General features: G+C 71.9%; 17 protein-coding genes. 3 read left to right on the forward strand and 14 right to left on the reverse strand.

The features are described 5' to 3' along the window. Window positions 1–38: 38 nt before the first annotated feature. The 8 genes from Scani_RS03285 to Scani_RS03320 form a co-directional block, all read right to left on the reverse strand. Window positions 39–638, reverse strand: coding sequence for a TetR/AcrR family transcriptional regulator (locus Scani_RS03285; RefSeq protein ID WP_159469836.1), 600 nt, complete (start codon window positions 636–638; stop codon window positions 39–41). Between the two features lie 140 nt (window positions 639–778). Further along, window positions 779–1,189: a PRC-barrel domain-containing protein gene (locus tag Scani_RS03290; RefSeq protein WP_371872302.1), complete on the reverse strand. Its 411-nt coding sequence runs from the start codon at window positions 1,187–1,189 to the stop codon at window positions 779–781. A gap of 314 nt (window positions 1,190–1,503) precedes the next feature. Then, entirely contained in the window at window positions 1,504–3,096 is a 1,593-nt protein-coding gene (gene serA, locus Scani_RS03295; RefSeq protein WP_159469838.1) for a phosphoglycerate dehydrogenase, read from the reverse strand. A 270-nt stretch (window positions 3,097–3,366) separates the two neighbouring features. Continuing rightward, window positions 3,367–4,365, reverse strand: a complete 999-nt coding sequence (gene ilvC, locus Scani_RS03300) for a ketol-acid reductoisomerase (protein WP_159469840.1) — start codon at window positions 4,363–4,365, stop codon at window positions 3,367–3,369. A gap of 102 nt (window positions 4,366–4,467) precedes the next feature. Beyond that, window positions 4,468–4,992 carry an acetolactate synthase small subunit gene (gene ilvN / locus Scani_RS03305; protein WP_030816355.1) on the reverse strand — a complete coding sequence of 175 codons (525 nt, stop codon included), beginning with the start codon at window positions 4,990–4,992 and terminating at the stop codon, window positions 4,468–4,470. Between the two features lie 40 nt (window positions 4,993–5,032). Continuing rightward, window positions 5,033–6,901, reverse strand: coding sequence for an acetolactate synthase large subunit (locus Scani_RS03310; protein WP_159469842.1), 1,869 nt, complete (start codon window positions 6,899–6,901; stop codon window positions 5,033–5,035). 207 nt (window positions 6,902–7,108) lie between these two features. After that, on the reverse strand, window positions 7,109–10,027 hold the full coding sequence (locus Scani_RS03315; RefSeq protein ID WP_174872601.1) for a putative bifunctional diguanylate cyclase/phosphodiesterase: 2,919 nt from the start codon (window positions 10,025–10,027) through the stop codon (window positions 7,109–7,111). Window positions 10,028–10,332: 305 nt separating this feature from the next. Next, a complete protein-coding gene (locus Scani_RS03320; RefSeq protein ID WP_159469846.1) occupies window positions 10,333–11,295 on the reverse strand; it encodes a 2-hydroxyacid dehydrogenase in 963 nt (320 codons plus the stop codon). A gap of 88 nt (window positions 11,296–11,383) precedes the next feature. On the opposite strand from Scani_RS03320, the gene Scani_RS03325 reads away from it, so the two are divergent. The 3 genes from Scani_RS03325 to Scani_RS03335 all read left to right on the forward strand — a co-directional run bounded on the left by Scani_RS03325 (window position 11,384) and on the right by Scani_RS03335 (window position 14,065). Continuing rightward, a complete protein-coding gene (locus tag Scani_RS03325) occupies window positions 11,384–12,412 on the forward strand; it encodes an aldo/keto reductase (protein ID WP_159469848.1) in 1,029 nt (342 codons plus the stop codon). 181 nt (window positions 12,413–12,593) lie between these two features. Continuing rightward, window positions 12,594–13,769, forward strand: coding sequence for a PQQ-dependent sugar dehydrogenase (locus Scani_RS03330; protein ID WP_159469850.1), 1,176 nt, complete (start codon window positions 12,594–12,596; stop codon window positions 13,767–13,769). A gap of 86 nt (window positions 13,770–13,855) precedes the next feature. Further along, on the forward strand, window positions 13,856–14,065 hold the full coding sequence (locus Scani_RS03335) for a DUF6191 domain-containing protein (protein WP_159469852.1): 210 nt from the start codon (window positions 13,856–13,858) through the stop codon (window positions 14,063–14,065). A gap of 47 nt (window positions 14,066–14,112) precedes the next feature. On the opposite strand, the gene Scani_RS03340 is transcribed toward Scani_RS03335, so the two are convergent. The 6 genes from Scani_RS03340 to Scani_RS03365 form a co-directional block, all read right to left on the reverse strand. After that, window positions 14,113–15,579, reverse strand: a complete 1,467-nt coding sequence (locus tag Scani_RS03340) for an eCIS core domain-containing protein (protein WP_371872303.1) — start codon at window positions 15,577–15,579, stop codon at window positions 14,113–14,115. A 198-nt stretch (window positions 15,580–15,777) separates the two neighbouring features. Continuing rightward, complete coding sequence (locus Scani_RS03345) at window positions 15,778–18,903, reverse strand: helix-turn-helix transcriptional regulator (protein WP_159469856.1); 3,126 nt, start codon at window positions 18,901–18,903, stop codon at window positions 15,778–15,780. A 139-nt stretch (window positions 18,904–19,042) separates the two neighbouring features. Further along, window positions 19,043–19,240, reverse strand: a complete 198-nt coding sequence (locus tag Scani_RS03350; RefSeq protein ID WP_159469857.1) for a hypothetical protein — start codon at window positions 19,238–19,240, stop codon at window positions 19,043–19,045. Window positions 19,241–19,443: 203 nt separating this feature from the next. Continuing rightward, window positions 19,444–20,097, reverse strand: a complete 654-nt coding sequence (locus Scani_RS03355) for a hypothetical protein (RefSeq protein WP_159469859.1) — start codon at window positions 20,095–20,097, stop codon at window positions 19,444–19,446. Window positions 20,098–20,214: 117 nt separating this feature from the next. Then, on the reverse strand, window positions 20,215–22,473 hold the full coding sequence (locus Scani_RS03360; RefSeq protein ID WP_159469861.1) for an MMPL family transporter: 2,259 nt from the start codon (window positions 22,471–22,473) through the stop codon (window positions 20,215–20,217). Window positions 22,474–22,739: 266 nt separating this feature from the next. Further along, window positions 22,740–24,851 carry a phosphocholine-specific phospholipase C gene (locus Scani_RS03365; RefSeq protein WP_159469863.1) on the reverse strand — a complete coding sequence of 704 codons (2,112 nt, stop codon included), beginning with the start codon at window positions 24,849–24,851 and terminating at the stop codon, window positions 22,740–22,742. Window positions 24,852–24,923: the final 72 nt, after the last annotated feature.

Genomic DNA, 24,923 nt, shown 5'->3' on the forward strand with positions numbered 1-24,923 from the left:
GTTCCCGGGGGCCGGGCGGGCCGCGGACCGTACGCGCGTCACTTCTTCTCCAGCACCTCGCCCGCGGTGACCCGCCGCAGTGCGGTCGCCAGGTCCCGGCCGGAGGGCATGGCGTCCGGCGTCAGCAGCGACTGGACCATCAGGCCGGTCAGCAGGGCCTGGTAGAAGGAGCCGACGATGCGCGCCGACTCCGGGTCGACCTCGGTGTCCGGCACCCCTTCGAAGACCGCGACGAGCCCCTCGCCGCCCTCCGGGAGCACCTCACCGATCGCCTCGCGCAGCGCCGCGTCGCGCGGCAGCAGCCCCAGCACCTCGACCTGCGCGGCGATGAACTCCCGCTCCGTGGAGATCCGTTGCAGCACCGCGTCCCAGACCGCGGCGAACCGTTCCAGCGGGTCCGCGCCCCCCGCCTCCGCCCCGCCGCCGCCGGCCGGTACCTGGGCCACGCTCGCGCCCCACTCCTCACTGGACGCGATGATCGCCTGGCGCATCAGCGCGTCCTTGGAGCCGTAGTGGTATCCGATGGAGGCGAGGTTGGCGCCGGATGCGGCCACGATGTCGCGGGCGGTGGTGCGCGCATACCCCTTCTCCAGGAGGCAGCGCTTGGCGCCCTCCAGAAGGTCTTCACGGTGTCCCATAGGGGCAGCCTATCTCCGCACATACGCTCGTACCAGACGTCCGTATTAAACGGTCGTACATCTTCCGATTGATCGGGCGCCCCTCCGCTCGCGCAGCCCCACCCGGGCGACATCCCGTCGGTCCCGGACGTGCCGCCGGGTCAGGAGGTCCCGCCGGAGCCCGGGTCCGGCCTGCCGCCGGCGCCGGGCTCCCCGCCGGGGCCCGGCGCACCCCCGGGGCCGGACGCACCCGGCCGGGCCATCCCGTAGTGGCGGTACAGCTCGGCCTCCTCGGAAGGATCGAGATGGCCGTCGGCATCGATCCGCGGCGCCGCCTTGATGGTCTCCTTGGCATGCGGAACATGCAGCTCGTCGCCGGCCCGACGGGCCCCGGCGAGCGGGATGAACGTCTCCCTCATCCCGAACAGCCCGGTGCGCACCGTGATCCACTCGGGGTCGTTGGTGGCATCGTCCCGGTAGACCTGCTGGACCGTGCCCACCTTCGCACCGTCCGCATCGACCACATGCAGACCGGTCAGGCTCCGGGGGGCGTCACCCAGAGGTGCATTCATGGCGCTCTCCTTCCGCACACGCCGAGCGGGCACGCACAGTTCCCATTGCGCGACGCCGCCCTCTCCCCAGCGACTCGGGAGGACCGGCGACCGGCGGCCCCGACTGCCGCACGACGGCGCCGACGGGCCCCGCGACCCCACCCCCGCCACGCCATCATTACGCCATTCGAGTGAATGGGTAACGCCGACCACCGGCCCGCACCGGAGCCGCGGTCGCGGAACGCGGCGGCATCCGTACGATGCGGGCACGCAAACGGGCCCGGACACTCCGCCGAAGCGGGGGCCGGGCCCGTTGACCTGCGAATATCAACGCATCAGTCGCCGAGGTTCACCGCACGCACGGAGGTCGCGCCGATCTCCTCGGCGATCTCGGTGAGCACGTTCGGGGGAATCGTGTCGTCGACGGTCAGCGCGACCAGCGCCTCGCCGCCGACATCGGCGCGGGAGACCTGCATCCCGCCGATGTTGATGCCCGCCTCGCCCAGGATCCGGCCGACGGTGCCGACGACACCGGGGCGGTCGCTGTAGCGCATGAAGGCCATGTGGTTCGCGAGCGACAGGTCGATGGAGTGCTCGCCGACCGCGACGATCTTCTGGGTGTTCTTGTGGCCCGACAGCGTGCCGGAGATCGACACCTCGTCGCCGCCCGCGAGGGTGCCGCGCACGGTCACCACATTGCGGTGCTCGGGCGACTCGCTGCTGGTCGTCAGCCGCACCTCCACGCCGCGCTCCTGCGCGAACAGCGGAGCGTTGACGTAGGACACCGTCTCGTCCACGACGTCCTCGAACACGCCCTTGAGCGCGGAGAGTTCGAGCACCTTGACGTCGTGCTGGGTGATCTCGCCGTACACCTCGACGTCGAGGCGCATGGCGACCTCGCCCGCCAACGCGGTGAAGATCCGGCCCAGGCGCTCGGCCAGCGGCAGCCCCGGCTTGACGTCCTCGGCGATCACGCCGCCCTGGACGTTGACCGCGTCCGGCACCAGCTCGCCGGCCAGCGCGAGGCGCACCGACTTGGCGACCGAGATACCGGCCTTCTCCTGCGCCTCACCCGTCGAGGCACCGAGGTGCGGGGTGGCGACGACCTGGTCGAACTCGAAGAGCGGCGAGTCGGTGCAGGGCTCGGTCGCGTAGACGTCGAGGCCCGCGCCGGCCACCCGGCCCTCCTTGAGCGCGGTGGCCAGCGCCGCCTCGTCGACGATCCCGCCGCGCGCGGCGTTGACGATCCGGACCGACGGCTTGACCTTGTGCAGCGCCTCGTCGCCGATGAGACCGACGGTCTCGGGCGTCTTGGGGAGGTGCACGGTGATGAAGTCCGACACCTCCAGCAGCTCGTCGAGGGTCAGCAGCTTGACGCCCATCTGCGCGGCACGGGCCGGCTGGACGTAGGGGTCGTAGGCGACGACCTTCATGCCGAAGGCCGACATCCGCTGCGCGACCAGGACGCCGATCCGGCCGAGGCCGACCACGCCGAGGGTCTTCTCGCTGAGTTCGACGCCGGTGTACTTGCTGCGCTTCCACTCGCCGTTCTTCAGGGCGGTGTTGGCCTGCGGGATGTTGCGGGCCGTGGCGACCAGCAGACCGCAGGCCAGCTCGGCGGCGGTGACGATGTTGGAGGTCGGGGCGTTGACGACCATCACGCCGGCCTTGGTGGCGGCGGAGACGTCGACGTTGTCCAGGCCCACGCCCGCACGGGCGACGACCCTCAGCTTCTTGGCGGCGGCGATGGCCTCGGCGTCGATCTTCGTCGCGCTGCGCACGAGGACGGCGTCGACATCGGCGATCGCGGGGAGCAGCTCGGCGCGGTCCGCGCCGTTGCAGTGCCGGATCTCGAAATCCGGCCCGAGGGCGTCGACGGTGGCGGGCGACAGCTCTTCGGCGATGAGTACGACAGGTTTCGAGCTCACGTGGTCTTCAGTCCTCACTAGTCCTTCGCGGACGGCCGTCCCGACGGCCGAAGGCGGTGAAGGGGGAAAGCCGCGTGGAAGACGCACGACGCTGTGAGCCTGACGCGCTTGTGCTTGGCAGTGTAGTGGCGGTGGGGGGCGCGTCCTGTGCCGATGCGGAAGGATCACCCGTGCGTGGTTCTACGCGGTGGACAAGGCGCCGCGGCGGCCGTGGCCGGGCGCATGGACGAGGGGGCCGCGAGCGGTTCCGCGGCCCCCTGTCCGTTCGGCTTACGCCTCGTCGTCCACCCAGCTCATCAGCTTGCGCAGCTGCTTGCCGGTGGTCTCCAGGAGGTGGTCCTCGTCGGCCTTCTTGTACTCGTTGTACTTCGGCAGGCCGGCGTTGTACTCCGCCATCCAGTTGTTGGCGAAGGTGCCGTCCTGGATCTCGGCGAGCACCTTCTTCATCTCGGCCTTGGTGTTCTCGTTCACGATCCGCGGGCCGGTGATGTAGTCGCCCCACTCGGCGGTCTCGGAGACCGACCAGCGCATCTTCTCCAGGCCGCCCTCGTACATCAGGTCCACGATCAGCTTGAGCTCGTGGAGGCACTCGAAGTACGCGATCTCCGGCTGGTAGCCCGCCTCGACCAGGGTCTCGAAACCGGCCTTGACCAGCGCCGAGGCGCCACCGCACAGGACGGCCTGCTCACCGAACAGGTCGGTCTCGGTCTCCTCGGTGAAGGTGGTCTTGATGACGCCGGCGCGGGTGCCGCCGATGCCCTTGGCGTACGAGAGCGCCAGCGCGAAGCCGTTGCCGGTCGCGTCCTGCTCGACGGCCGCGATGCAGGGCACGCCGCGGCCTTCCTCGTACTGGCGGCGCACGAGGTGGCCCGGGCCCTTGGGGGCGACCATGCACACGTCCACGCCGGCCGGGGCCTTGATGAAGCCGTAGCGGATGTTCAGGCCGTGGCCGAAGAACAGCGCGTCGCCGTCCTTCAGGTGGTCCTTGATGGACTCCTCGTAGACCTTGGCCTGGAGCGGGTCCGGCACCAGGATCATGATGACGTCGGCCTCGGCGGCCGCCTCGGCGGGGGTCACCACGCGCAGGCCCTGCTCCTCGGCCTTGGCCTTGGACTTGGAACCCTCGTGCAGACCGACCCGCACATCGACACCCGAGTCGCGCAGGGACAGCGCGTGGGCGTGGCCCTGGCTGCCGTAGCCGATGACCGCGACCTTGCGGTTCTGGATGATGGACAGGTCGGCATCGTCGTCGTAGAACAGCTCGGCCACTTCGGGTATCTCCTTGGATCTAGCGGGGTGCCCACACAGTACGTCGGGCGGGAGGGAAAAGGACGGCGGGTCTCGCCATGCGGTCCGGGGTGGACCGCGGGGTCAGGCCGAACGGTCCAGGGCACGCAGCGAGCGGTCCGTGATGGACCGGGCACCACGGCCTATGGCGATGGTGCCGGACTGCACCAGCTCCTTGATCCCGAACGGCTCCAGCATCTTGAGCATCGCCTCCAGCTTTTCACTGGATCCGGTGGCCTCGATCGTGACGGCCTCGGGGGAGACGTCCACGGTCTTGGCGCGGAAGAGCTGGACGATCTCGACGATCTGCGAGCGGGTCTCGTTGTCGGCGCGGACCTTGACCAGGACCAGTTCGCGCTGGATCGCGGCACCGGGCTCCAGCTCGACGATCTTCAGGACGTTGACGAGCTTGTTGAGCTGCTTGGTGACCTGCTCCAGCGGCAGCGACTCGACGCTGACCACGATGGTGATGCGGGAGATGTCGGGGTGCTCGGTGACCCCGACCGCGAGCGAGTCGATGTTGAAGCCGCGGCGGGAGAACAGCGCGGCGATCCGGGCGAGGATGCCGGGGGTGTTCTCCACCAGGACGGAGAGCGTGTGCTTGGACATGGTCTTCTCTCTTCTTCCGTGCGTCCGTGTCGTCCTGGACTCAGTCGTCTTCGTTGTCGCCGAAGTCGGGACGCACGCCCCGGGCGGCCATGACCTCGTCGTTGGAGGTGCCGGCGGCGACCATCGGCCACACCTGGGCGTCCTCGTGGACGATGAAGTCGATCACGACCGGGCGGTCGTTGATGGCATTGGCCTTGGCGATGACCGCGTCGAGCTCGGCCGGGTCCTCGCAGCGCATCGCGACACAGCCCATGGCCTCGGACAGCTTCACGAAGTCCGGGACGCGGGTGCCGCCGCTGGCCTTGCCCGCGGTCACGAGCCCGTCGGACTCGGGGCCGGAGTGCAGCACGGTGTTGGAGTAGCGCTGGTTGTAGAAGAGGGTCTGCCACTGGCGGACCATGCCCAGCGCGCCGTTGTTGATGATCGCGACCTTGATCGGGATGTTGTTCAGCGCGCAGGTGACCAGTTCCTGGTTGGTCATCTGGAAGCAGCCGTCGCCGTCGATCGCCCAGACCATACGGTCCGGCTGACCGGCCTTGGCGCCCATCGCGGCGGGGACCGCGTAGCCCATCGTTCCGGCGCCACCGGAGTTCAGCCAGGTCGAGGGCTGTTCGTAGCCGATGAAGTGGGCGGCCCACATCTGGTGCTGGCCGACGCCCGCGGCGTAGATGGTGTCGGCGGGGGCGAGCTTGCCGATCCGCTCGATGACCTGCTGCGGGGAGAGGGTGCCGTCCTCCGGCAGGTCGTAGCCGAGGGGGTAGGTGTCGCGCCAGCGGTTGAGGTCCTTCCACCAGGCGGTGTAGTCGCCCCGGTGGCCGGCGTCGTACTCGGCCTGGACGGCGACGATCAGGTCGGCGATGACCTCGCGGGCGTCACCGACGATCGGGACGTCCGCGGCGCGGTTCTTGCCGATCTCCGCCGGGTCGATGTCCGCGTGGACGACCTTGGCGTACGGCGCGAAGGAGTCCAGCTTGCCGGTGACCCGGTCGTCGAAGCGGGCGCCGAGGGTGATCAGCAGGTCCGACTTCTGCAGCGCGGTGACGGCGGTGACCGCACCGTGCATCCCCGGCATGCCGACGTGCTGCGGGTGGCTGTCGGGGAAGGAGCCCAGGGCCATCAGGGTGGTGGTGACGGGGGCGCCGGTCAGCTCGGCGAGCACCTTCAGCTCGGCGGTGGCGCCGGCCTTCATCACGCCGCCGCCGACGTAGAGCACCGGGCGCTTGGACTCGACGATCAGCCGCGCGGCCTCACGGATCTGCTTGGCGTGCGGCTTGGTCACCGGGCGGTAGCCGGGCAGCTCGGTGTGCGGCGGCCAGGTGAAGGTGGTCTGCGCCTGGAGGGCGTCCTTGGCGATGTCGACCAGGACCGGTCCGGGACGGCCGGTGGCCGCGATGTGGAACGCCTCGGCGATCGTCCGCGGGATCTCGGCGGGGTCGGTGACCAGGAAGTTGTGCTTGGTGATCGGCATCGTGATGCCGCAGATGTCCGCCTCCTGGAAGGCGTCCGTGCCGATCGCCTTGGACGCGACCTGGCCGGTGATCGCCACCAGCGGGACGGAGTCCATATGGGCGTCGGCGATCGGGGTGACGAGGTTGGTGGCACCCGGGCCCGAGGTCGCCATGCACACCCCGACCCTGCCGGTGGCCTGGGCGTAGCCCGTGGCCGCGTGGCCGGCGCCCTGCTCGTGACGCACCAGGACGTGCCGGACCTTCGAGGAGTCCATCATCGGGTCGTACGCAGGCAGGATCGCACCGCCGGGAATGCCGAACACCGTGTCGGCCCCGACCTCCTCGAGCGAACGGATCAGGGACTGCGCTCCCGTGACGTGCTCGACGGCGACGGACTGCGGTCCGCCGGAGTGACGGGCCCGCGGCTGAGGATGGTGGGCCCCGGAGGCCTGCTCGGTCATCTGCGTCTCTTCTCGAAGCTGAGGGATTTGACGGATTTGTGAGGTTGCTGTGCAACAAAAAACCCCCCGTGCCAGGTGGCAAGCGAGGGGAGCGCGTCGGTGTGTGAGCCGGGTTTCGTCCGGGGCCCAGCTTCAGCCGACGCGCTTTCCAAGTACGAGAATTCGGGTGCGCATGTCACAGACCCTCCCCCCGCCGTGCACCGAGTGTCAAGTGGGTGGGACGGAGGTCTCACTATTTGAGCGCAATGGCGGATGCATGAGCGAATCCGGAGCCGTCAATCCGCCGTGACGGACGGGCAGTCCGCTGCCGGTGAGCACCACCGCCCGGCTCTGTCCCGGCAGGTCCGGAACCGGGTAGTGGGCGTGCGTCAGGGACCGCCGCAGCCGGTGTTCGTCGAGCGGCCCGGAGAAGGCCGTCCCCATGCCGTGCGTGCAGCCCATGGAGCGCAGTGCGAGGACCTGCTCGGGCAGGTCGACACCGTCCGCGACGGACTGCATGCCCAGGTCTCCGGCGATCCGCAGCAGCCCTGCGGTGATCTTGTGCAGCCGTGCGGACTCCACCACTCCGTCGACCAGCCCGCGGTCCAGCCGCAGGATGTCGACCGGCAGCCGGCGCAGTGCGCTGATGGCGGCATAGCCGCTGCCGAAACCGTCGAGGGCGATCCGTACGCCCAGGCGGCGCAACCCGACCAGCCGGCGCTCCAGGTCGTCGAGCGGGATGCGGGAGTCGCTCTCGGACAGCTCCAGGACGAGCGCGCGCGAGGGCAGGCCGTGCCGGGTGAGCAGCGACTCGACGCCCTTGGGGGACAGTGCGTGGTCCAGCAGCCGCCGGGCGGAGAGCCGGACCGCCACCGGGACCGGATAGCCGGCGAGGTGGCGCGCGGCGGCCTGCTCGACGGCCTCCTCCAGCTGCCATCGGTCCAGCTCCGCGGCGCGGTCGCCGTCGTCGGTGAACCGGCCGCGGTCGCCGACCCGCAGGAATTCGGCGGGGGTGAAGAGGATGCCCTGGGCGGAGCGCCAGCGGGCGTGCGCCGCGACCGCGGTGACCCGGCCGCCGGCCAGCTCGACCACCGGCTGGTGCAGCAGCGCGAACTCGCCGTCGTGCAGGGCCGTACGGAGCTTGGTGGCGAGCTCGGCACGGTGTGCCACCTCGCTCTGCATCTGGGGTGCGTAGAGCTCCACCCGGCCCTTGCCGGCCTGCTTGGCGCGGTACATCGCGAGGTCGGCATTGCGCAGCAGGCCCGCGGGGCTCACACCGGGGTCGGCGAAGGCGACGCCGATGCTGGCCGCCACCCGGACGTCCCGGCCGTCGATGCGGTACGGCTCGGAGAGCTTGATGCGCAGCCGGTCGGCGATCTCGTGGATGCGGAACTCGCGGGCGGCGGGGTCGCGGGTGCCGTCGCCGGTGATCAGCGCGGCGAACTCGTCGCCGCCCAGCCGGGCTGCTATGTCCCCGGAGCGCACCGAGTCACCGAGCCGGCGGGCGGCCTGGATCAGCAGTTCGTCGCCCGCCTGATGGCCGATGGTGTCATTGACCTGCTTGAAGCCGTCGAGGTCGATGTAGAGCACGGCGGTGTCGTGGTCGCTCGCCCTGCGGCCGGTGACGGCCTGGGTGACGCGCTCGGTGAACAGCGCACGGTTGGGCAGGTCGGTGAGTGCGTCGTGCGAGGCGTTGTGCTGGAGCTGGGCCTGCAGCCGGACGCGCTCGGTGACATCGCGGGAGTTGAAGATCAGGCCGCCGTGGTGGCGGTTGACCGTGGATTCGACGTTCAGCCAGCCGTCGCCGCCGGAGCGCTGCTCACCGGCGCGGAAGCGGCATTCGATCCGGGTGGTCGGTTCGTCCTCGGGGGCGGCGGCGAGGAATCTGCGGACCTCGTGCACCACCCGTCCCAGGTCTTCGGGGTGGATCAGCGAGGCCAGCTCGGAGCCGACCAGCTCCTCGGCGTCGCGGCCGTAGACACCGGAGGCCGCCGGGCTCACATAGCGGAGCACGCCGGTCGGGGCGGCGATCATGATGACGTCGCTGGAGCCCTGCACCAGGGAGCGGAAGTGGTTCTCCTTCTGCGCCAGTTCCTGGGTGAGGGTGATGTTGTCGAGCAGCATGATGCCCTGGCGGACCACCAGCGCCAGGACGACCGTGCAACCGGTGAAGAGCACCACGCGGTCGATGCGGCGCCCGTCGAGGACGTTGGTGAGGATGCCCAGCGTGCAGACGGCGGCGGCGAGATACGGGGTGAGCGCGGCGAGCGAGCCGGCGATGGGGCGGCTGCCGTGCGGCGGGACCCGGCGGGCGGCGGGCTTGACGTCCTCCTCGACGCACTCCTCGCCGCTGCGGCGGGCGACCCAGGGTGCGTACGCGAGCAGCATCGAGCCGGCGAACCAGCCGGCGTCCAGGATCTGGCCGGAGCGGTAGTGCTCGCGCAGCAGCGGCGAGCTGAACAGGGCGTCGCACAGCACCGTCAGCGCCAGCGCCGCGACGGCCGTGTTGATGGCCGAGCGGTGCACCGAGGAGCGCCGGAAGTGCAGTGCGAGCACCATGCTCACCAGCACGATGTCCAGCAGCGGATAGGCCAGCGACAGTGCGCTCTGCGCCACGCTGCGGCCCTGGAAATGGGCGGTGTGCGCGAGCGCGAGGCTCCATGAGAGAGTGACCAGCGATCCTGCGATCAGCCAGGAGTCGAGGCCCAGGCAGACCCACCCGGCCCTGGTCACGGGCCTCTTGGCGAGTACCAGCAGGCCGACGATGGCCGGTGGCGCGAACAGCAGGAAGCAGAAGTCGGCCAGGCAGGGACTCGGCACCTCGGTGCGCAGGACGACCTCGTACCAGCCCCATACGCCGTTGCCGAGGCCGGCCATCCCGGACGACGCGGCGAACAGCATCCATGCCGGACGGAACCGGCTGCGGCGCTTGCGGGCGTACAGACCGCAGGAGACGGCCGCCAGGAACGCCGCGAAGCTGAGCCCGAAGTCCCCCATGAACGCGGCGACTTCGGCCGATCCCCAGCCGAAGGCGGCTCCGACGGCGTAGCCGCCGCAGACCACGGCGAGGACGATCTGTGGGACCGTGCTCGGCGGGTTTCCGGCCGATGCCGGGGGCCGGGAGAGCATCGCCCCGGGGGCGCTCACCGGACTCTCCCCCTCAGCCGTGCCGGACGTCGTGGCGAGCGGTGCGCCCGGGAGCCTCGCAGTATTCCCGTGGGCGCTCGTGGATCGCGCTTCTCGCGAATCATCCATCGGCTGTACATCGCCCGTCGCCCCCCTCGAGTTCCGGATCTTTCGCATCGCGCCGTGTCCTTCCCGGCGTCGTCCCCGCTCGGGACGATACACCAGTTCCGTCACTCAGGGACATAGCGTCTCTACGGAGCGTGACTGGCGGCGCACGATGGACACTCTGTGCAGTCGTACGGCCTCGTAGTGCTACGCGCAAGCGCTCAGTCGGCGGTGGTGACCACGTTCCGCAGAGGCTCGCCGGCCGCGAAAAGCGTCAACTGGTCGCGCAGCAGCCGCTTCGCGCGGGGCAGGAAGGCAGAGCTGGGGCCACCGACGTGTGGAGTGATGAGTACGCCCGGAGCGTGCCACAGCGGATGCTCAGGGGGCAGGGGTTCCGGATCGGTGACATCGAGTGCGGCGCGCAGCCGTCCCGAATCCAGTTCGGCGAGCAGCGCCTTGGTGTCGACGATCTGGCCGCGCGCGATGTTCACGAGCAGTGCGCCGTCCTTCATCCGCGCCAGGAAATCGGTTCCGACCAGGCCACGGGTGGTCTCGGTGAGCGGAGTCGCCAGCACGACCACGTCCGCGTCGGGCAGGAGGGCGGACAAGTCGGAGAGTGGATGCACAGGACCGCGCACAGTGTCACGCGCGGTGCGTGCGACGCGCGCCACCCGCGCACATGCAAAAGGTGTGAGCCGGTCTTCGATGGCACTGCCGATCGAACCGTAGCCCACAATGAGGACCGACTTGTCGGCGAGCGCCGGCTGGAAGCCCTCCCGCCACTCCCCCGCGTCCTGGCCCCGTACGAAGCCCGGGATATCGCGCAGCGCGGCCAGGATCAGGGTGAGCGCCAGCTCGGCGGTGCTGGCGTCGTGCAGCCCCCGGGCGTTGCACAGTTGGGCACCGGACGGCATCCGTTCCAGCCCCGGGAGCATGTTGTCGACGCCGGCGGTGAGGGTCTGCACCACCCGTACACGGCTCATCCGGGACAGCGGGCGCAGGCTGACCGCGGTGTCCTTCATGTAGGGGACGGTGTAGAAGACGCAGCGTTCGGGGTCGGCCGGGTAGTCGGGGCCGGCGTCCCAGTGGACGTAGTGGAGACCGCCGGGGAGTCCCTCGATCTCGTCGGGCGGGATCGGGAGCCATACGTCGTTCGCTGCGCTGCGCTGGTCTGCGGTTGCCATGGCCGCAGGCTATGCGAAGAGACGTTCTCCTCAGACGTTAGTTTGGTCAGGCCCTTGACCGGGGGCGAGGGGACGGAGGCACAACCAGGTGGAGCGCAGGACAATCGGTGCGGCGGCTCTCGAAGTGGGCGCCATCGGGCTCGGCTGTATGCCGATGAGCTGGGGGTACACCGAGTCGCAGCGCAGCTTGGACAGCTCGCTGCGGGCCGTGCACACCGCGCTGGACCGGGGGTGCAGCCTGCTGGACACCGCCGATATGTACGGCCCGTTCACCAACGAGTTGCTGGTGGGGCGGGTGCTCAAGGAGCGGCGGGCGGACGCGTTCGTCTCGACCAAGTGCGGGCTGCTGGTGGGCGAGCAGCACATCGTCGCCAATGGGCGGCCCGGTTACGTCAAGCGCGCCTGCGACGCCTCGCTGCGCCGGCTGCAGACCGACCGTATCGATCTCTATCAGTTGCACCGGGCCGATCCCGAGGTGCCCGTCGAGGAGACCTGGGGGGCGATGGCGGAGCTGGTGAAGGCGGGGAAGGTGCGGTCGCTGGGGCTGTGCGCGGTGGGGGCGCGGGCGGTGCGGCCGGCCCGTGCGGGGCGGCGGTCGGCGGGCGGGGCGCGGCCCCGTTCCCGGATGCACGACGGCACGCTGGCCCAACTGGAACGCATTCAGCAGGTGTTCCCGGTCAGCAGCGTGCAGGCGGAGCTGTCGGTGTGGTCGCCGGAGGCGCGGGAGGCGCTGCTGCCGTGGTGTGAGTCGCGGGGTGTCGGTTTCCTCGCGGCGATGCCGCTGGGCAACGGCTATCTGACCGGCACCCTCACCCCGGGGCAGGGCTTCGAACCGGAGGACATACGGGCCCGCCACCCCCGCTTCACCGCCGAGATGATGGCCGCGAACCAGCCGGTGGTGGCGGGGCTGCGGCGGGTCGGTGCCCGGTACGGCGCCACACCGGGGCAGGTGGCGCTGGCATGGGTGCTGGCCCAGGGCCGGCACGTCGTCCCGGTACCGGGCACGAAGAAGGAGCGCTGGGCCGCGCAGAACGCCAAGGCCGCGCAGCTGATACTCACCCGCGAGGACCTGACGGAGATCGCCGCGCTGCCGCCGGCGCGCGGGTCCTGGTACTGAGCGGGGCCGGTGGAGCAGCGGGGCGCGAGCCGGCGGGCCGGCCGTGCGTGTCGCGCTCGCGGCGGGGCCGCAGCGGCCGGATCATGGCAGGTGGGAGTGGTTCCGGAACGGCTGACGTGCCTCGCGCCGGGGCCGCGATGTGGTGTTCTTGTCCACGCCCCGCCGACGAGAGGACCCTGCCGTGCAACGCCGTTCCCAGACCGCCGTGTTGGCCGCCGCTTCGCTGCTCCTGGCGGCGGGCTGCTCGTCCGGCGTCGCGCAGCCCCAGGGCGGGGTGAGCTCCGCGCCGGCGAAGAACCGCGGTGCCGCCGCCTCGCCGGGCGCCACACCGTCGTCGACCGCACCGCCCGCCAAGGGGTCGGTGAAGGTGACCGGCACCCTGGCCACCGGACTGAAGTCGCCGTGGGGCGTGGCGGTGCTGCCGGGCGGGGATCTGCTGGTCGCCTCCCGGGACACCGGGAAGATCGTGCGGGTCGCGGCGCACGGCGGGAAGATCACCGAGCTCGGCTCGGTGCCGGGGGTGGAACCGGGGGGCGAGGGCGGGCTGCTGGGCATCGCGGTGTCCTCGACGTTCGGTGCGGACCACCAGGTCTACGCGTACTTCACCACCGCGTCCGACAACCGCATCGCCCGCATGATCTACGACGAGAAACGCCCGCAGGGAAATCAGCTGGGCGCGCCCGACACGATCTTCAAGGGCATCCCCAAGGGCCAGATCCACAACGGCGGCCGGATCGCCTTCGGCCCGGACAAGATGCTCTACGCGGGCACCGGCGAGACCGGCGACACCGGGCTGGCGCAGGACAAGCGGTCGCTGGGCGGCAAGATCCTCCGGATGACGCCGGACGGCGAACCGGCGCACGGCAACCCCGAGGCGGATTCGGTGGTGTACGACTACGGCCACCGCAATGTGCAGGGCCTGGCCTGGGACGCCGACAAGCGGCTGTGGGCCTCGGAGTTCGGGCAGAACACCTGGGACGAGCTCAATGTCATCGAACCGGGGAAGAACTACGGCTGGCCGAAGGTCGAGGGCAAAGCGAAGAGCAGGGCGGCGGGTGCCGGGTTCATGGACCCCGTCGAGGTGTGGAGGACCGCGGACGCCTCGCCCAGCGGTATCGCCTACGCCAAGGGCTCGATCTGGATGGCCTCGTTGCGCGGCGAACGGCTGTGGCGGATCGCGCTGAACGGGACGAAGCCGGTGGCGGCACCGCAGGCCTTTCTGAAGGGCACCTACGGGCGCCTGCGGACCGTCGTGGCGGCCGACGACGGTGCGTTGTGGCTGGTCACCAGCAACACCGACGGACGGGGCACCCCGCACAAGGGCGACGACCGGATTCTCCGCCTCCAGGTGAGCTGATCCGGCTGATCCCTTTTTCGGATGTCCTGCCTACACTCAAAGGCAGGGGGACGGGTGCGCGTCAGCCGATGAGGGGGCAGGGCACCATGTTCAACATCGCGGAAGAACTGTTCGCGCCGGGCCGCAAGCACACCGACGAGGAGCGGCAGAAGATGTCGCTCGTCGTCGATGACGTGGGGGACGGCGACCCGGGGAAGGGCCCGATCGATCTCTCCTCGGGGACGGTCGTCGTCAGGGCGCCGCGGCAGCAGCAGGGCGGGGACCGCGGCCAGGAGCAGGACCGGGAACGGCCCTGAGCGTGGCCGGCCCGGTCGCACCGCTCGACGCCCCAGGGGGGCGCTGCTCAGGAGACTCGCTCGATGCGCTCGACGAACATCTGGAACAGCAGCCGCGACCACTTGGTGCCCAGCGCCAGGCTGAAATCTCCCCGCCCGTTCACCAGGGCGCGGTTCCCCTGCTCGTCCTGGGCGTACTCCCGCGGAGTCTCCTGCTTGATCCCGACGTACCCCTCGAGCTTCCCCTCGCCCTTCTTGGCCTGCGGCATGCCGCCGTGAAGGTTCCTGAGGGACTGCGGGGTGCGGCCCTTGCTCTCCCCGGCGACGGCCATGTGGTCCGGATGGAACAGCAGCTCGTGCGCGCCGGGCTTCAGGGTGAACTTCATCAGCGCCTGCGTGGCGGGCTTCTTGTAGTAGCTGCGGGCCTGTTCCTCGTCGCCGAGGTGCGGGCCGATCGGCAGGACGCCGTCCTTCGGGTTGCCGGGGTCGCGCGCGGTCTTCTTCGTCTCGCCGTATGTCTTGTTGAACGCGCCCCCGACGGACTTCTCACCCTGATGCGCCATGACCCAGTCGTTCATGGCGGTGATCTTCTCGTCCGGCGTATGGCCCTCCCCGCCCCACCACTCCTCGATGTCCGCGGCCTCCGTCGCCTCCATCGCCCGGAACAGTTCGAGCCGTCCCATCGCGTCCAGCTCGGCCTCGGACTTCCCGGCGCACAGATTGGCCAGCTCCTTGATGAGCTTGGGCCCGATGTCGAGGAGGATGTCGTCTCCGACACGGCCCTTCGACGTCTTGGCCGGCGCCTTCACCGGCTTCTCGTTCGCCGCCCGGTCCTGCCAGTACTGGTCGGTGAGGCGGTCCTGGACATTCCGCTGCACGGTCGGCGCGATCGCCGGCCGCCCGCTCGCCGCCGCGCGCTGCACCTCCGGCCCGGCCGGGACCGGTCCCGACATCACCCGGCGCGCGGTGGCCTCGGCTTCGCGCTCGAACCGGTCCGAGGGGTCCGAGACACGCATCCCCGCCCCGTTGTCGGTTCCGGCGACGGGCCCCTGACGCTGCTGGACCACGTGGGTGAGCTCATGGGCCAGGGTGTGCTTGTCGTCACCGCCCGCGCCGATCACCACATGGCTGCCGGAGGTGTAGGCGCGGGCGCCGACCTCGGCGGCGGAGGCCTTGGCCGCGCTGTCGTCATGGATACGCACGTCGGAGAAGTCCGCGCCGAGCCGGGCCTCCATATCGCCGCGGGTCGCCTCGTCCAAGGGCCGGCCGCCGGTGCGCAGGACGTCGTGGACGGCGGACCGCTGCACGGCAGGCTGCTCGGTGGGGTGTCCGCAACCGGCGCCGTGCCGGTGCTGTTCGGGCTCGGCCCAGGAGTGTCCGGCCTGGCGGAGCATCTGCACGACGGCAGCGTTTCCGGCGCCGGCCTGCCGAGCGAGGGGGCCGCCCAGCGGTGCGGAGGGGGCGACTGCGGACTTGTGGGCGGGAGTACGGGCGGTGGCAGGCCCGGTCGTTCCGGCCTTTTCGTGATCCTGCATGGGCATCCTTCGTCTGGCGCGCGACGTGTCGACTTTCCTGGATACACGGCGGATGACGGCGGGTACCAGGTACGCGCGGGCAGAGTGAACGGGCCGCAAGGGCATCTCGAAGCCGCCGAGGGGCTGCCCGTGCGGGCGGGGCCGCCCGCGGCGGGTCCCGGCCGCCGGCCGACGCCGGCGTGGCCCGGACCCGTCCGGTCAGGACGACACGACGGATCCCTGGCCGGGTGCCGGCTCCCCGAACAGCCGCAGGCGGTGCGCCACCGCGCCCGCCTCGCCGCGGCCGGAGACACCCAGCTTGGCGAGGATGTTGGAGACATGGACGCTGGCGGTCTTCGGGGAGATGAACAGGGCGTCGGCTATCTGGCGGTTGCTGCGCCCGTCGGCGACCAGGCGCAGTACGTCGCGCTCGCGGGGGGTCAGGCCGAGGGATTCGGCGGGTACGGCGGCGGGTGAGGGCTCGGCGGCCGTGCCGCGCCCGGCGGCGGCCGTCGGCTGCGTCGCGGGCTCCGGCTTCGGGCCGGACAGGGGGATGCGGGCCCGCTGGGCGAGGAGTTCGAGTTCGTCGGCGAGCGGGCGGGCGCCCATCTCGACGGCCGCGGTGTGTGCCTGGGTGAGCAGGAGTACGGCGGCCTCGCGCGGCGTGCGGCCGTGGAGTCCGAGGGTGGCGCGCTCGCTGCCGTGGAGGAGGGACTCCGCCCAGCGGTAGCAGGACCGGGCGAGCTCGTGCGGGCGGTCCAGGGGCTCGAAGGCGGCGACCGTCCCGGCCCAGGCGTCGGGGGTCTCGCGGCCTTCGGCGCGGCGGAGTTCGGCGTCGAGCGCGAGGCCGTGGGCCGCCCAGACCGCGCAGATCCGGGGCAGCTTCTTGGCGGCCTCCCGGATGCGGGCGAGGACCGCGGCCCGGCCCGGTGCGGCGGCGGGCAGCCCGCGGGCGTCCGCTTCGGCGGTGGCGGCCGACCAGAGCAACGGCCAGGCGTAGCGCTGGGTGCCGGGCGGGAAGCCGGCGTCCAGGACCTGCTGGAGGATGCTGCGGGCATCGAGGATGCGGCCCTGGTGGACGGCGATCCGCAGGGCGTGCCGTGCCATGACGATGGCGTGCTGCGGCTGCGGGTCGTGGGTGCCGTAGTGCTCCTGGGCGACGGCGAGTTCGCGTTCGGCGCCGGCGAAGTCCCCCTGGCTGAGCGCGAGGTCGGTGCGGCGGCTGGCGGCGAGTGCGGTGGCCCGGGGGGTCTGGGCGAGGCGTGCCGCGTCGTCGGCGGCCCGGCCCGCCTCCTCCCACCGGCCCAGCGCCTGCAGGGATTCGGCGCGGTTGCCCAGCACCCAGCTGGTGCTGTCCTTGAGGCCGTAGCGGGTGGTGAGTTCCACGCCCCGCTCGGTGACCTCGACGGCCTCGCGGGAGCGGCCGACGCCTTCGAGGGCCGACGGGAAATTGACGTGGCCGCGGGCGATGACCGCGAAGTAGCCGCGGTCGACGGCGAGGCCGAGGCTGGTACGGAAGTCGGCGAGGCCCGCGTCGACCTCCCCGGCGTCCACCCGCAGCCCCGCCAGGGTCAGCCGGGAATTGAGTTCGGCCTCTTCATCGCCCACCAACTGGGCTAGTTCCACGGCGCGTTCGGCCGTCGCGAAGGTACCCGGGCCCGGGTCGTGGAGTATCGCCCAGCCGGCGACGGCGGCGAGCACCTCGGCGTGCACGGAGGACGGCGGCAGGCCGCGCATCAGCTCCTGTGCGGCGCCGAGGTCCTCCCAGCCGTTGCCGCGGCCGGTGCCCTGGCAGAGCCGGGAGCGCTGCACCAGGAACCACGCCGTACGGAGGGGGTCACTCTCGCCGCGCAGCGACCGCAGGGCGCGCTTGGTGATCGTGAAGGCGCGTTCGTTGTCGCCGGAGAGCCGGGCGGCCACCGCGATCTCGGCGAGCAGGTCGAGGAAGCCCAGGGCGTCGCCGTCATGGCAGCCGCAGGCCGGATACGCCTCGGCGTAGTCGACCGGGCGCACCCGCTGGCGGACCTCGGTCGGCGCGTCGTCCCACAGCTCCAGGGCGCGGTCCAGCAGCCGCAGTTGTTCGGCGTAGGCGTGGCGGCGGCGGGCCTGGACGGAGGCGGCGAGGACGGCGGGCAGCGCCTTGGCCGCGTCATGGGACTTGTACCAGTAGCTGGCCAGCCGGGCGGCGCAGACATCGGCGCGGACCAGTGCGGGGTTGGCCTCCAGGGCCTCGGCGTAGCGACGGTTGAGGCGGGTGCGCTCGCCGGGCAGCAGGTCGTCGACGACGGCCTCACGGACGAGGGCGTGCCGGAAGCGGTAGCCCGTGCCGTCCTGGGTGGGCACGAGGGTGTTGGTGCCGACGGCGGAGCGCAGGGCCTCGATGAGGTCGTCCTCGGGCATCTGGCAGACGGCGGAGAGGAGTTCGTGCTCGACCGTGGAGCCGCCCTCGGCGGCCGTGCGCACCACCCGCTGGGCGTCCTCGGGGAGCGCCTCGACGCGCACCAGCAGCAGATCGCGCAGCGGGTCGCTGAGGCCGTGCAGAGCGCCGTCGGCGAGGCCGCGGGCCAGCTCCTCGACGAAGAAGGCGTTGCCCTCGGAGCGCTTGAAGACCCGGTCGACGGTGTCCTCTTCGGGATCGCTGCCGTTGATCCCGGCGATCTGGGAGCGGACCTCCTCGCGGTTGAAGCGGGCGAGTTCGACGCGGCGGACCGTGCGCATCCGGTCGATCTCGGCGAGGAAGGGGCGCAGGGGGTGGCGGCGGTGGATGTCGTCCGAGCGGTACGTCGCCACCAGGAGGACATTGGCGTCGTGCAGGGAGCGCAGGAGGTAGGCGAGCAGCTCGCGGGTGGAGCGGTCGGCCCAGTGGAGGTCCTCGACGACGATGACGAGGGTGCGGTGGGCGGCGAGCCGCTCCAGGAGGCGGGCGGTCAGCTCGAAGAGGCGGGCGCGGCCGATCTCCTCGTCGTGGGCCTCGCCGGGGGTCTCCCCCAATTCGGGCAGGATGCGGGCGAGTTCGCCCTCCTGACCGGCGACGGCGGCGGCCAGCTCGTCGCGCAGATGCCAGTTGAGGGTGTGCAGGATCGAGGAGAACGGGGCGAAGGGCAGGCCTTCGGAGCCGATCTCGATGCAGCCGCCGAGCGCGACGAGCGCACCGCGGGCGCGGGCGGACTCGCTGAACTCCTCGATGAGACGGGTCTTGCCGACCCCGGCCTCACCGCCGATCAGCAGGGCCTGGGGCTCGCCGGACGCCGCGATGCGGGCGAGCGCGTCCCCCAGCACGGCGAGTTCGGCCGCGCGGCCGACGAACACGGGACTGACGGACCTGGTCTCCACGCTGGTGAGCATCGCACAGGGGTCCGACAATCCGGCAGTGGGTTTCGCTATACGAAGCGCCCGGCCCGGTGCGGAGGGCACCTGGGGCCGGGCGGACGGCAGTGGGGCGGACGGCGGGGCCGGCACCTGGGGCGCCATGGGAGCCTCGCGGTCAGGCGGCGGCGCGGCGGATCCGCAGCCACCGGCCCCGGGTACTCACCCGCCCTTCGGGTTCGTTCGCCCCGGAGCGGGCGGCGCCGCGGCGGCCGGCCTGTGCGGCCCCGGTGGCCTCGCGCACCAGGCGCTGACGGTCGGCCTCGCGGCGCAGCTCTTCGTGACGGACCCGGATCTCCAGCTCGGAGCGGTACATGGTGTCTCCCCTGACGACGGTGAGGTGGTGCTCGACGGCTTGTCGATGTGCTCAAGCCTCGTCGCCAAGGGGGGTCCGCCACATCGGGAGGGTTCCCGATCTTCGGACCCGGGCGGTGCCCGGAAACCCGCGATGTCGCCCCGGGGTTCCTTAGGCACCGCCCGTGGCACCCGTACGGTGCTTAGGAAGCGGCCCGGACGGCCTTACGGAGCCGCGGGGCCGCCGCCCGTGGGGGCCTTAGGAACGGTGGGCATGTTCCCGAACAGGTCGAGGTACATGCCCGCGGAGATCAGGATCCCCAGCACGCCGAGGGCCAGCCCGCCCCAGGCGACGGCCCGCACCCAGGTGGCGCGCGGGCGGGTCAGCACCACCGCGGCGACGGCCACGGCGAGCACCGCGAAGAAGCCGTTGACCAGGGCGTTGGTGTGCCAGGAGGCGCCGTAGACGGCAGAGATCTGGTCGGCGGCCTGGGCCTTGCCCGACTGGACCTTGATCTGGCCCATCAGGTTCGCCCGCTCGGCCAGGGTCGTGCCGAGCCAGGTGCCGGTGACGGACGCGAGGCCGACGCCCGCGGCGACGACGGCGCCGGCGCCGGCGGCGATCCCGGCGGTGGCACGGGTGGTGGCGTGGGTGTCGCGGTCGAGGTCGTCGGCGCCGTCGCCCGCTTCGAGGTCACTGGCCTCGTCCTGCGCGGCGAGGGCGGCGTTGTCGTCGGCGTGCTCGTCGACCTTGGCGCCGGCCTTGCCGGCCGCTTCCGCCTCGGTGGTCTCCGGGATCGCAGCAGTCTCCTTGGCCCCCTGCGCCGGCACGGTCGTCTCGTCGTCGGTTCGCTTCTCGGTCGTCCTGGTCGTTCCCATGGGCGCGACCGTAGGTGCCGTGTCTGAGAGTGAGATGAGAACGGCGCCGGCGGGCGGGCGGCGGACGGCGACACGCCGACCGCGGACCCCGCGCGCGGGCCGGGCCGACGCCGGTTCCTATACCCCCACCAGCGGTTTCTCCCCGCCCTGCGGTCCGGGCAGGGTCGCCGCCGCGCCCGGTTCCGGCGGCGGCTCGATGCTGATCCGGGGCAGCCACCGGTCGAGCCAGGACGGCAGCCACCAGTTGGCGCCGCCCAGCAGGTGCATCAGGGCGGGCACCAGGAGCGTGCGGAGCACGAAGGCGTCCAGGGCGACGGCACAGGCCAGCCCGATGCCGAACATCGCGATGGTCCGGTCCCCGCTGAGGATGAAGGCCGCGAACACCGCGATCATGATGACCGCCGCCGAGTTGATCACCCGGCTGGTCTCGGCCAGGCCGACGCGTACCGCCCGGCAGTTGTTCCCGGTCAGCTGCCACTCCTCGTACATCCGGGAGACCAGGAACACCTGGTAGTCCATGGACAGGCCGAAGAGCACCGACACCATGATGACCGGCAGGAACGGTTCGACCGGGCCGGCGCTGCCCAGTCCCAGCAGTTCGCTGCCCCAGCCCCACTGGAAGACCGCGACGACGATCCCGAAGGACGAGGCGACGGCCGCGACATTCATCAGGGCGGCCTTGAGCGGGATGCCGATGCTGCGGAAGGCGAGCAGCAGCAGCACCGAGCCGAGCGCGATGACGACGCCGATGAAGAGCGGCAGTTTGCCGACGATGACGGACGCGAAGTCGTCGTAGCTCGCGGTGATGCCGCCGACCCGCACCCGCAGCGTGCTGTCGCCCCCAGCCGCGGGCAGCACGTCGGTGCGCAGGTGTGCCACCAGGTCGGAGGTCTGCCGGGACTGCGGGGAGGTGGTCGGTACGACGGTGATCACGCCGGTGCTGTGGCTGCCGTCGAACTCGGGGGCGCCGACCTGGGCGATGCCGGGCACCTCCCGCAGCCGCTGCGGCAGCCGGTCGAAGGCGATCCGGTCCTTGGCGCCGTCCAGGGTGCCGACGAGCGTCAGCGGCCCGTTGAACCCGGGGCCGAATCCGCCGCCGCGGCCGTCGCCGGGCCCGCCGCCGGCCAGCAGGTCGTAGGCCTTGCGGGTGGTCGAGGCGGCGGGGTTGTTGCCCTGGTCGGAGGTGCCCAGATGCAGCCCGAGGGTCGGCAGGGCGAGGACGATCATGACGGCCGCCGCGGTCGTCCCCAGCAGCTTGGGATGCCGCTCGACGAACCCGGACCAGCGGGCGGCGATGCCGGTGGGCCGCTCGGGCCGCGGTCCCCGCTCGGCCAGTCGTCGGCGCTCGCGGCGGCTGAGCGCGCGCATCCCGATCAGCCCGAGCAGCGCCGGCAGCAGGGTGACGGCGGCGGCCACCGTCAGGACCACGGTGAGCGAGGCGGCGAGCGCGACACCGTTGAGGAAGCTCAGCCGCAGGATCAGCATGCCCAGCAGCGCGATGCACACGGTGGCCCCGGCGAAGACCACCGCGCGTCCGGACACCGAGACGGCGCGGACGGCGGCCTCGTGGACCGGCAGTCCGGCGCGCAGCCCCTTGCCGTGCCGGGTGACGATGAACAGCGCGTAGTCGATCCCGACGCCGAGACCGATCAGCATGCCGAGCATCGGGGCGAAGTCGGCGACGGTCATGGCGTGGCCGAGCAGGGTGATGCCGGCCGAGGCGGTGCCGACGGCGGCCAGCGCGGTGATGATCGGCAGGACGGTCGCGGCGAGCGACCCGAAGGCGAGGAAGAGCACCACGGCCGCGGCGCCGAGCCCGATGATCTCCGGGAGCTGGGCGCGCGGCGCCTCGGTCAGCGCGATCCCCGCGCCGCCGAGTTCGACCTGGAGGCCGCCGCCGGTCGCGGTCCGCGCGGTGTCGACGACCCGGCGGACCTGGGCGGGGTCCAGCTCGTCGGTGGCACGGTCGAAGACCACCGAGGCGTAGGCGGTGTGCCCGTCCCTGCTGATCTGCTGTGCGCCCTGGCCGCCGGACGGGCGCGCGCCGGGCCCGCCGTAGGGGCTGTGCACCTCGGCGACGCCGGGCAGCGCGGCGACCTTCTCCAGGGTGCGCGTCATCGTCTTGCGGACCGCGGCGGAGCGCACCGTTCCGGAGTCCGTGTGCCATACGAGGGTGTCGCTGTCCCCGGACTGTCCGGGAAAGGCCCGGTCCAGCAGGGCCGAGGCCCGCCCGGATTCGGTCCCGGGCACCTCGTAGTTGTTGGAGTACGCGGAGCCCGCCACCCCCGCGGCGGCGGCGGCCCCCGCGAGGACGGCGAGCCAGAGCACGATCACCACGATGCGGCGCCTGAGACACCACCGAGCCAGAGCGGTCACGGACCTCGTCTGCTTCCCGGGGTTGTGCGTCGATATCTCCCGGGAGCGGGTGGTGCCGAGCGCGGATGTACGGGGGACGGGCGGGCCCGCCGCATGCCCGTGAGGGAGCGGCGGCCCCCCTCTTCCGTGCAGAGTGTCAGCCCGGGGAGATCCTTTGCGGTGTTTGTGGACTTCCCCACAACACGTCGGGAATAGGGAACTCGTCCCGGACCCGGCCGCGCCGCGTGCACCCCGTACGGGCCGCCTCGGCCCCCGCGCGGACCGCCTCAGCCGGTGACCGACTCCCTGCCGTTCTCCACGTGGCCCATCAGCCGGCGGTGGAAGGACGGGTCCTCGGCGGCCGAGAGGGCGAGGTCGTACCAGCCGTGCGCGTCCCCGGCCCGATGGGCGACCGTGCGGACGGCGCCGGCCCTCACTTTCAGGGTGCGCGGCGCGGTGTCCGCGTACGCCAGCGGCTCCAGGGTGAAGGTCAGGTCGGTGCGGCCGGGGTTGGTGAGGGTCAGGTGGAGCTCCCGGCGCCGGGCGTCGATCCGGGTGCCGACCGCGACGGCCGCGGCGGCGCCCCGCCCCGTCCCGGCGAACTCCCGCCGGAAGCCGTTCGGCCCGGTCACCGTGAAGCGGTACGCCCCGTCCTTGACCGGTACCGCCCACTCGCCCTTCCCCTGCACGTCCCGGTGCTGCGGGGCGGCGAACTCCTTCGCGTACGGGTGGAGCGCGAGGTGCGCGGAGGCCTCGCCGTCGTTGCGCACGGCCAGCCGGAAGACGGCGGCGGCCGGGTCGAAGCCGCCGTCGGCGTCCGGCTGGTACGGCAGTGCCCTGGCCGGACGGCTGCCGTGTTCCTGCCGCGGCTGGGCCTGTTCGAACGGCGGCCACGGCAGCCAGCGCCCGCTGAACGGCGGGACCTCGCCGGGCGGCCGCACCGACGGCTTCCCGCGCCCGCGGGAGAAGTCGAAGGCGGCGGTCAGATCGCCGCAGACGGTGCGCCGCCAGGGGCTGATGTTGGGCTCCTCGACGCCCGTCCAGCGCTCCAGGAACCGGGTGATCGAGGTGTGGTCGAAGACCTGCGAGCAGGCGTAGCCGCCGACCGTCCACGGCGAGATGACCAGCATCGGCACCCGCATGCCCAGACCGGTCGGCCGGCCGTCCCAGAATTCGCCGGCCGTCCCCGCCGGCGGGACCGGCGGCGGCACGTGGTCGAAGAACCCGTCGTTCTCGTCGTAGGTCAGGAAGAGCGCGGTGTGCCGCCAGACGTCCGGGTGACTGCCGAGCGCGTCCAGCACCCGGTGGACGAGGGTGGCGCTCTGGGCCGGCGAGGACGAACCGGGGTGCTCGGAGTCCGCGGCGGACGGCACGAGGTAGGACACCTCGGGCAGCCTGTCGTGCGCGACGTCCGCGACGAAGGCGGCCGCCGTGTTGCCCGGCTCACCGCGGCGCAGCGCCCGCTCGAACAGGCTGCGCTCGGCGCTGCCCAGCCCGTTCACGCCCTCCTCCAGCAGCGCCCGCAGCCGCGGCCGCCCGGCCTCGTCGGCGGCCGCCAGCTTCCCGTAGTAGCCGGTCATGTTCTGCACCCCGGACACCTTGGCCAGGGCCTTCCTCGCGATCGCCTTGAAGTGCGCGTAGAACTCCAGGTTGTTGTCGGTGAAGTTGTCCCACTCCTGGTAGACCCGCCAGCTGCGGCCGGCCTTCTCCAGCCGCTCGGGGTAGGTGGTCCAGGTGTAGCCGGGGTGGAGGTCCTCCGCGTACGCGTCGTTGCCCACGGCGCGCTTGCCGTCCGGCTCATAGCCCGTCCAGCCGCTCACCAGGTGGTTGCGGTTGGGGCTGGTGGAGGAGTGGATCGAGGAGTGGTAGGCGTCGCAGACGGTGAAGGTGTCCGCGAGCTCGTAGTGCAGCGGGACGTCCTGCCGGGTGTAGTACGCCATCGTGGCGGGGGACTTGGCGTTGACCCAGTTGTTCATCCAGCCGCCGTTCCACGCCCGGGACCCGCCGTCCCAGCCGTGGTCGAGCGCGCCGATGTACTGCAGGTCCTTGTGCTGCGCCGCGGCCGCTCCGCGCACCGGGAACGGCAGCACGGTCCCGAGGCCCAGGAGTCCGGGCTGCTCGAACACGCTCCGGCCGCCGGGCAGGTGGACGGCATTGCGGTCGGCGTAGCCGCGTACGCCGCGCAGCGTGCCGAAATAGTGGTCGAAGGAGCGGTTCTCCTGCATCAGCACGACCACATGCCGGAGGTCCGCGAGCCCGTTGCCGCCGCGCGCCGGCCGTGCCGCGTCGGCCGCCAGCGCCTGCCGCAACGACGGCGGCAGCAGCGATCCGGCCGCCGCCGCGCCCGCCGTCGCCGCCCCGACTCCCAGTAAGCGTCTGCGAGATATCCCAGGTGCCATGTCCGACCTCCCAGTCGACGGTCCATCAGCCAGTCACGGGACTCCCCTCAGGGGCGAGGGTCGCCCGGGACG

Source organism: Streptomyces caniferus, from assembly GCF_009811555.1.
Lineage (GTDB): Bacteria > Actinomycetota > Actinomycetes > Streptomycetales > Streptomycetaceae > Streptomyces > Streptomyces caniferus.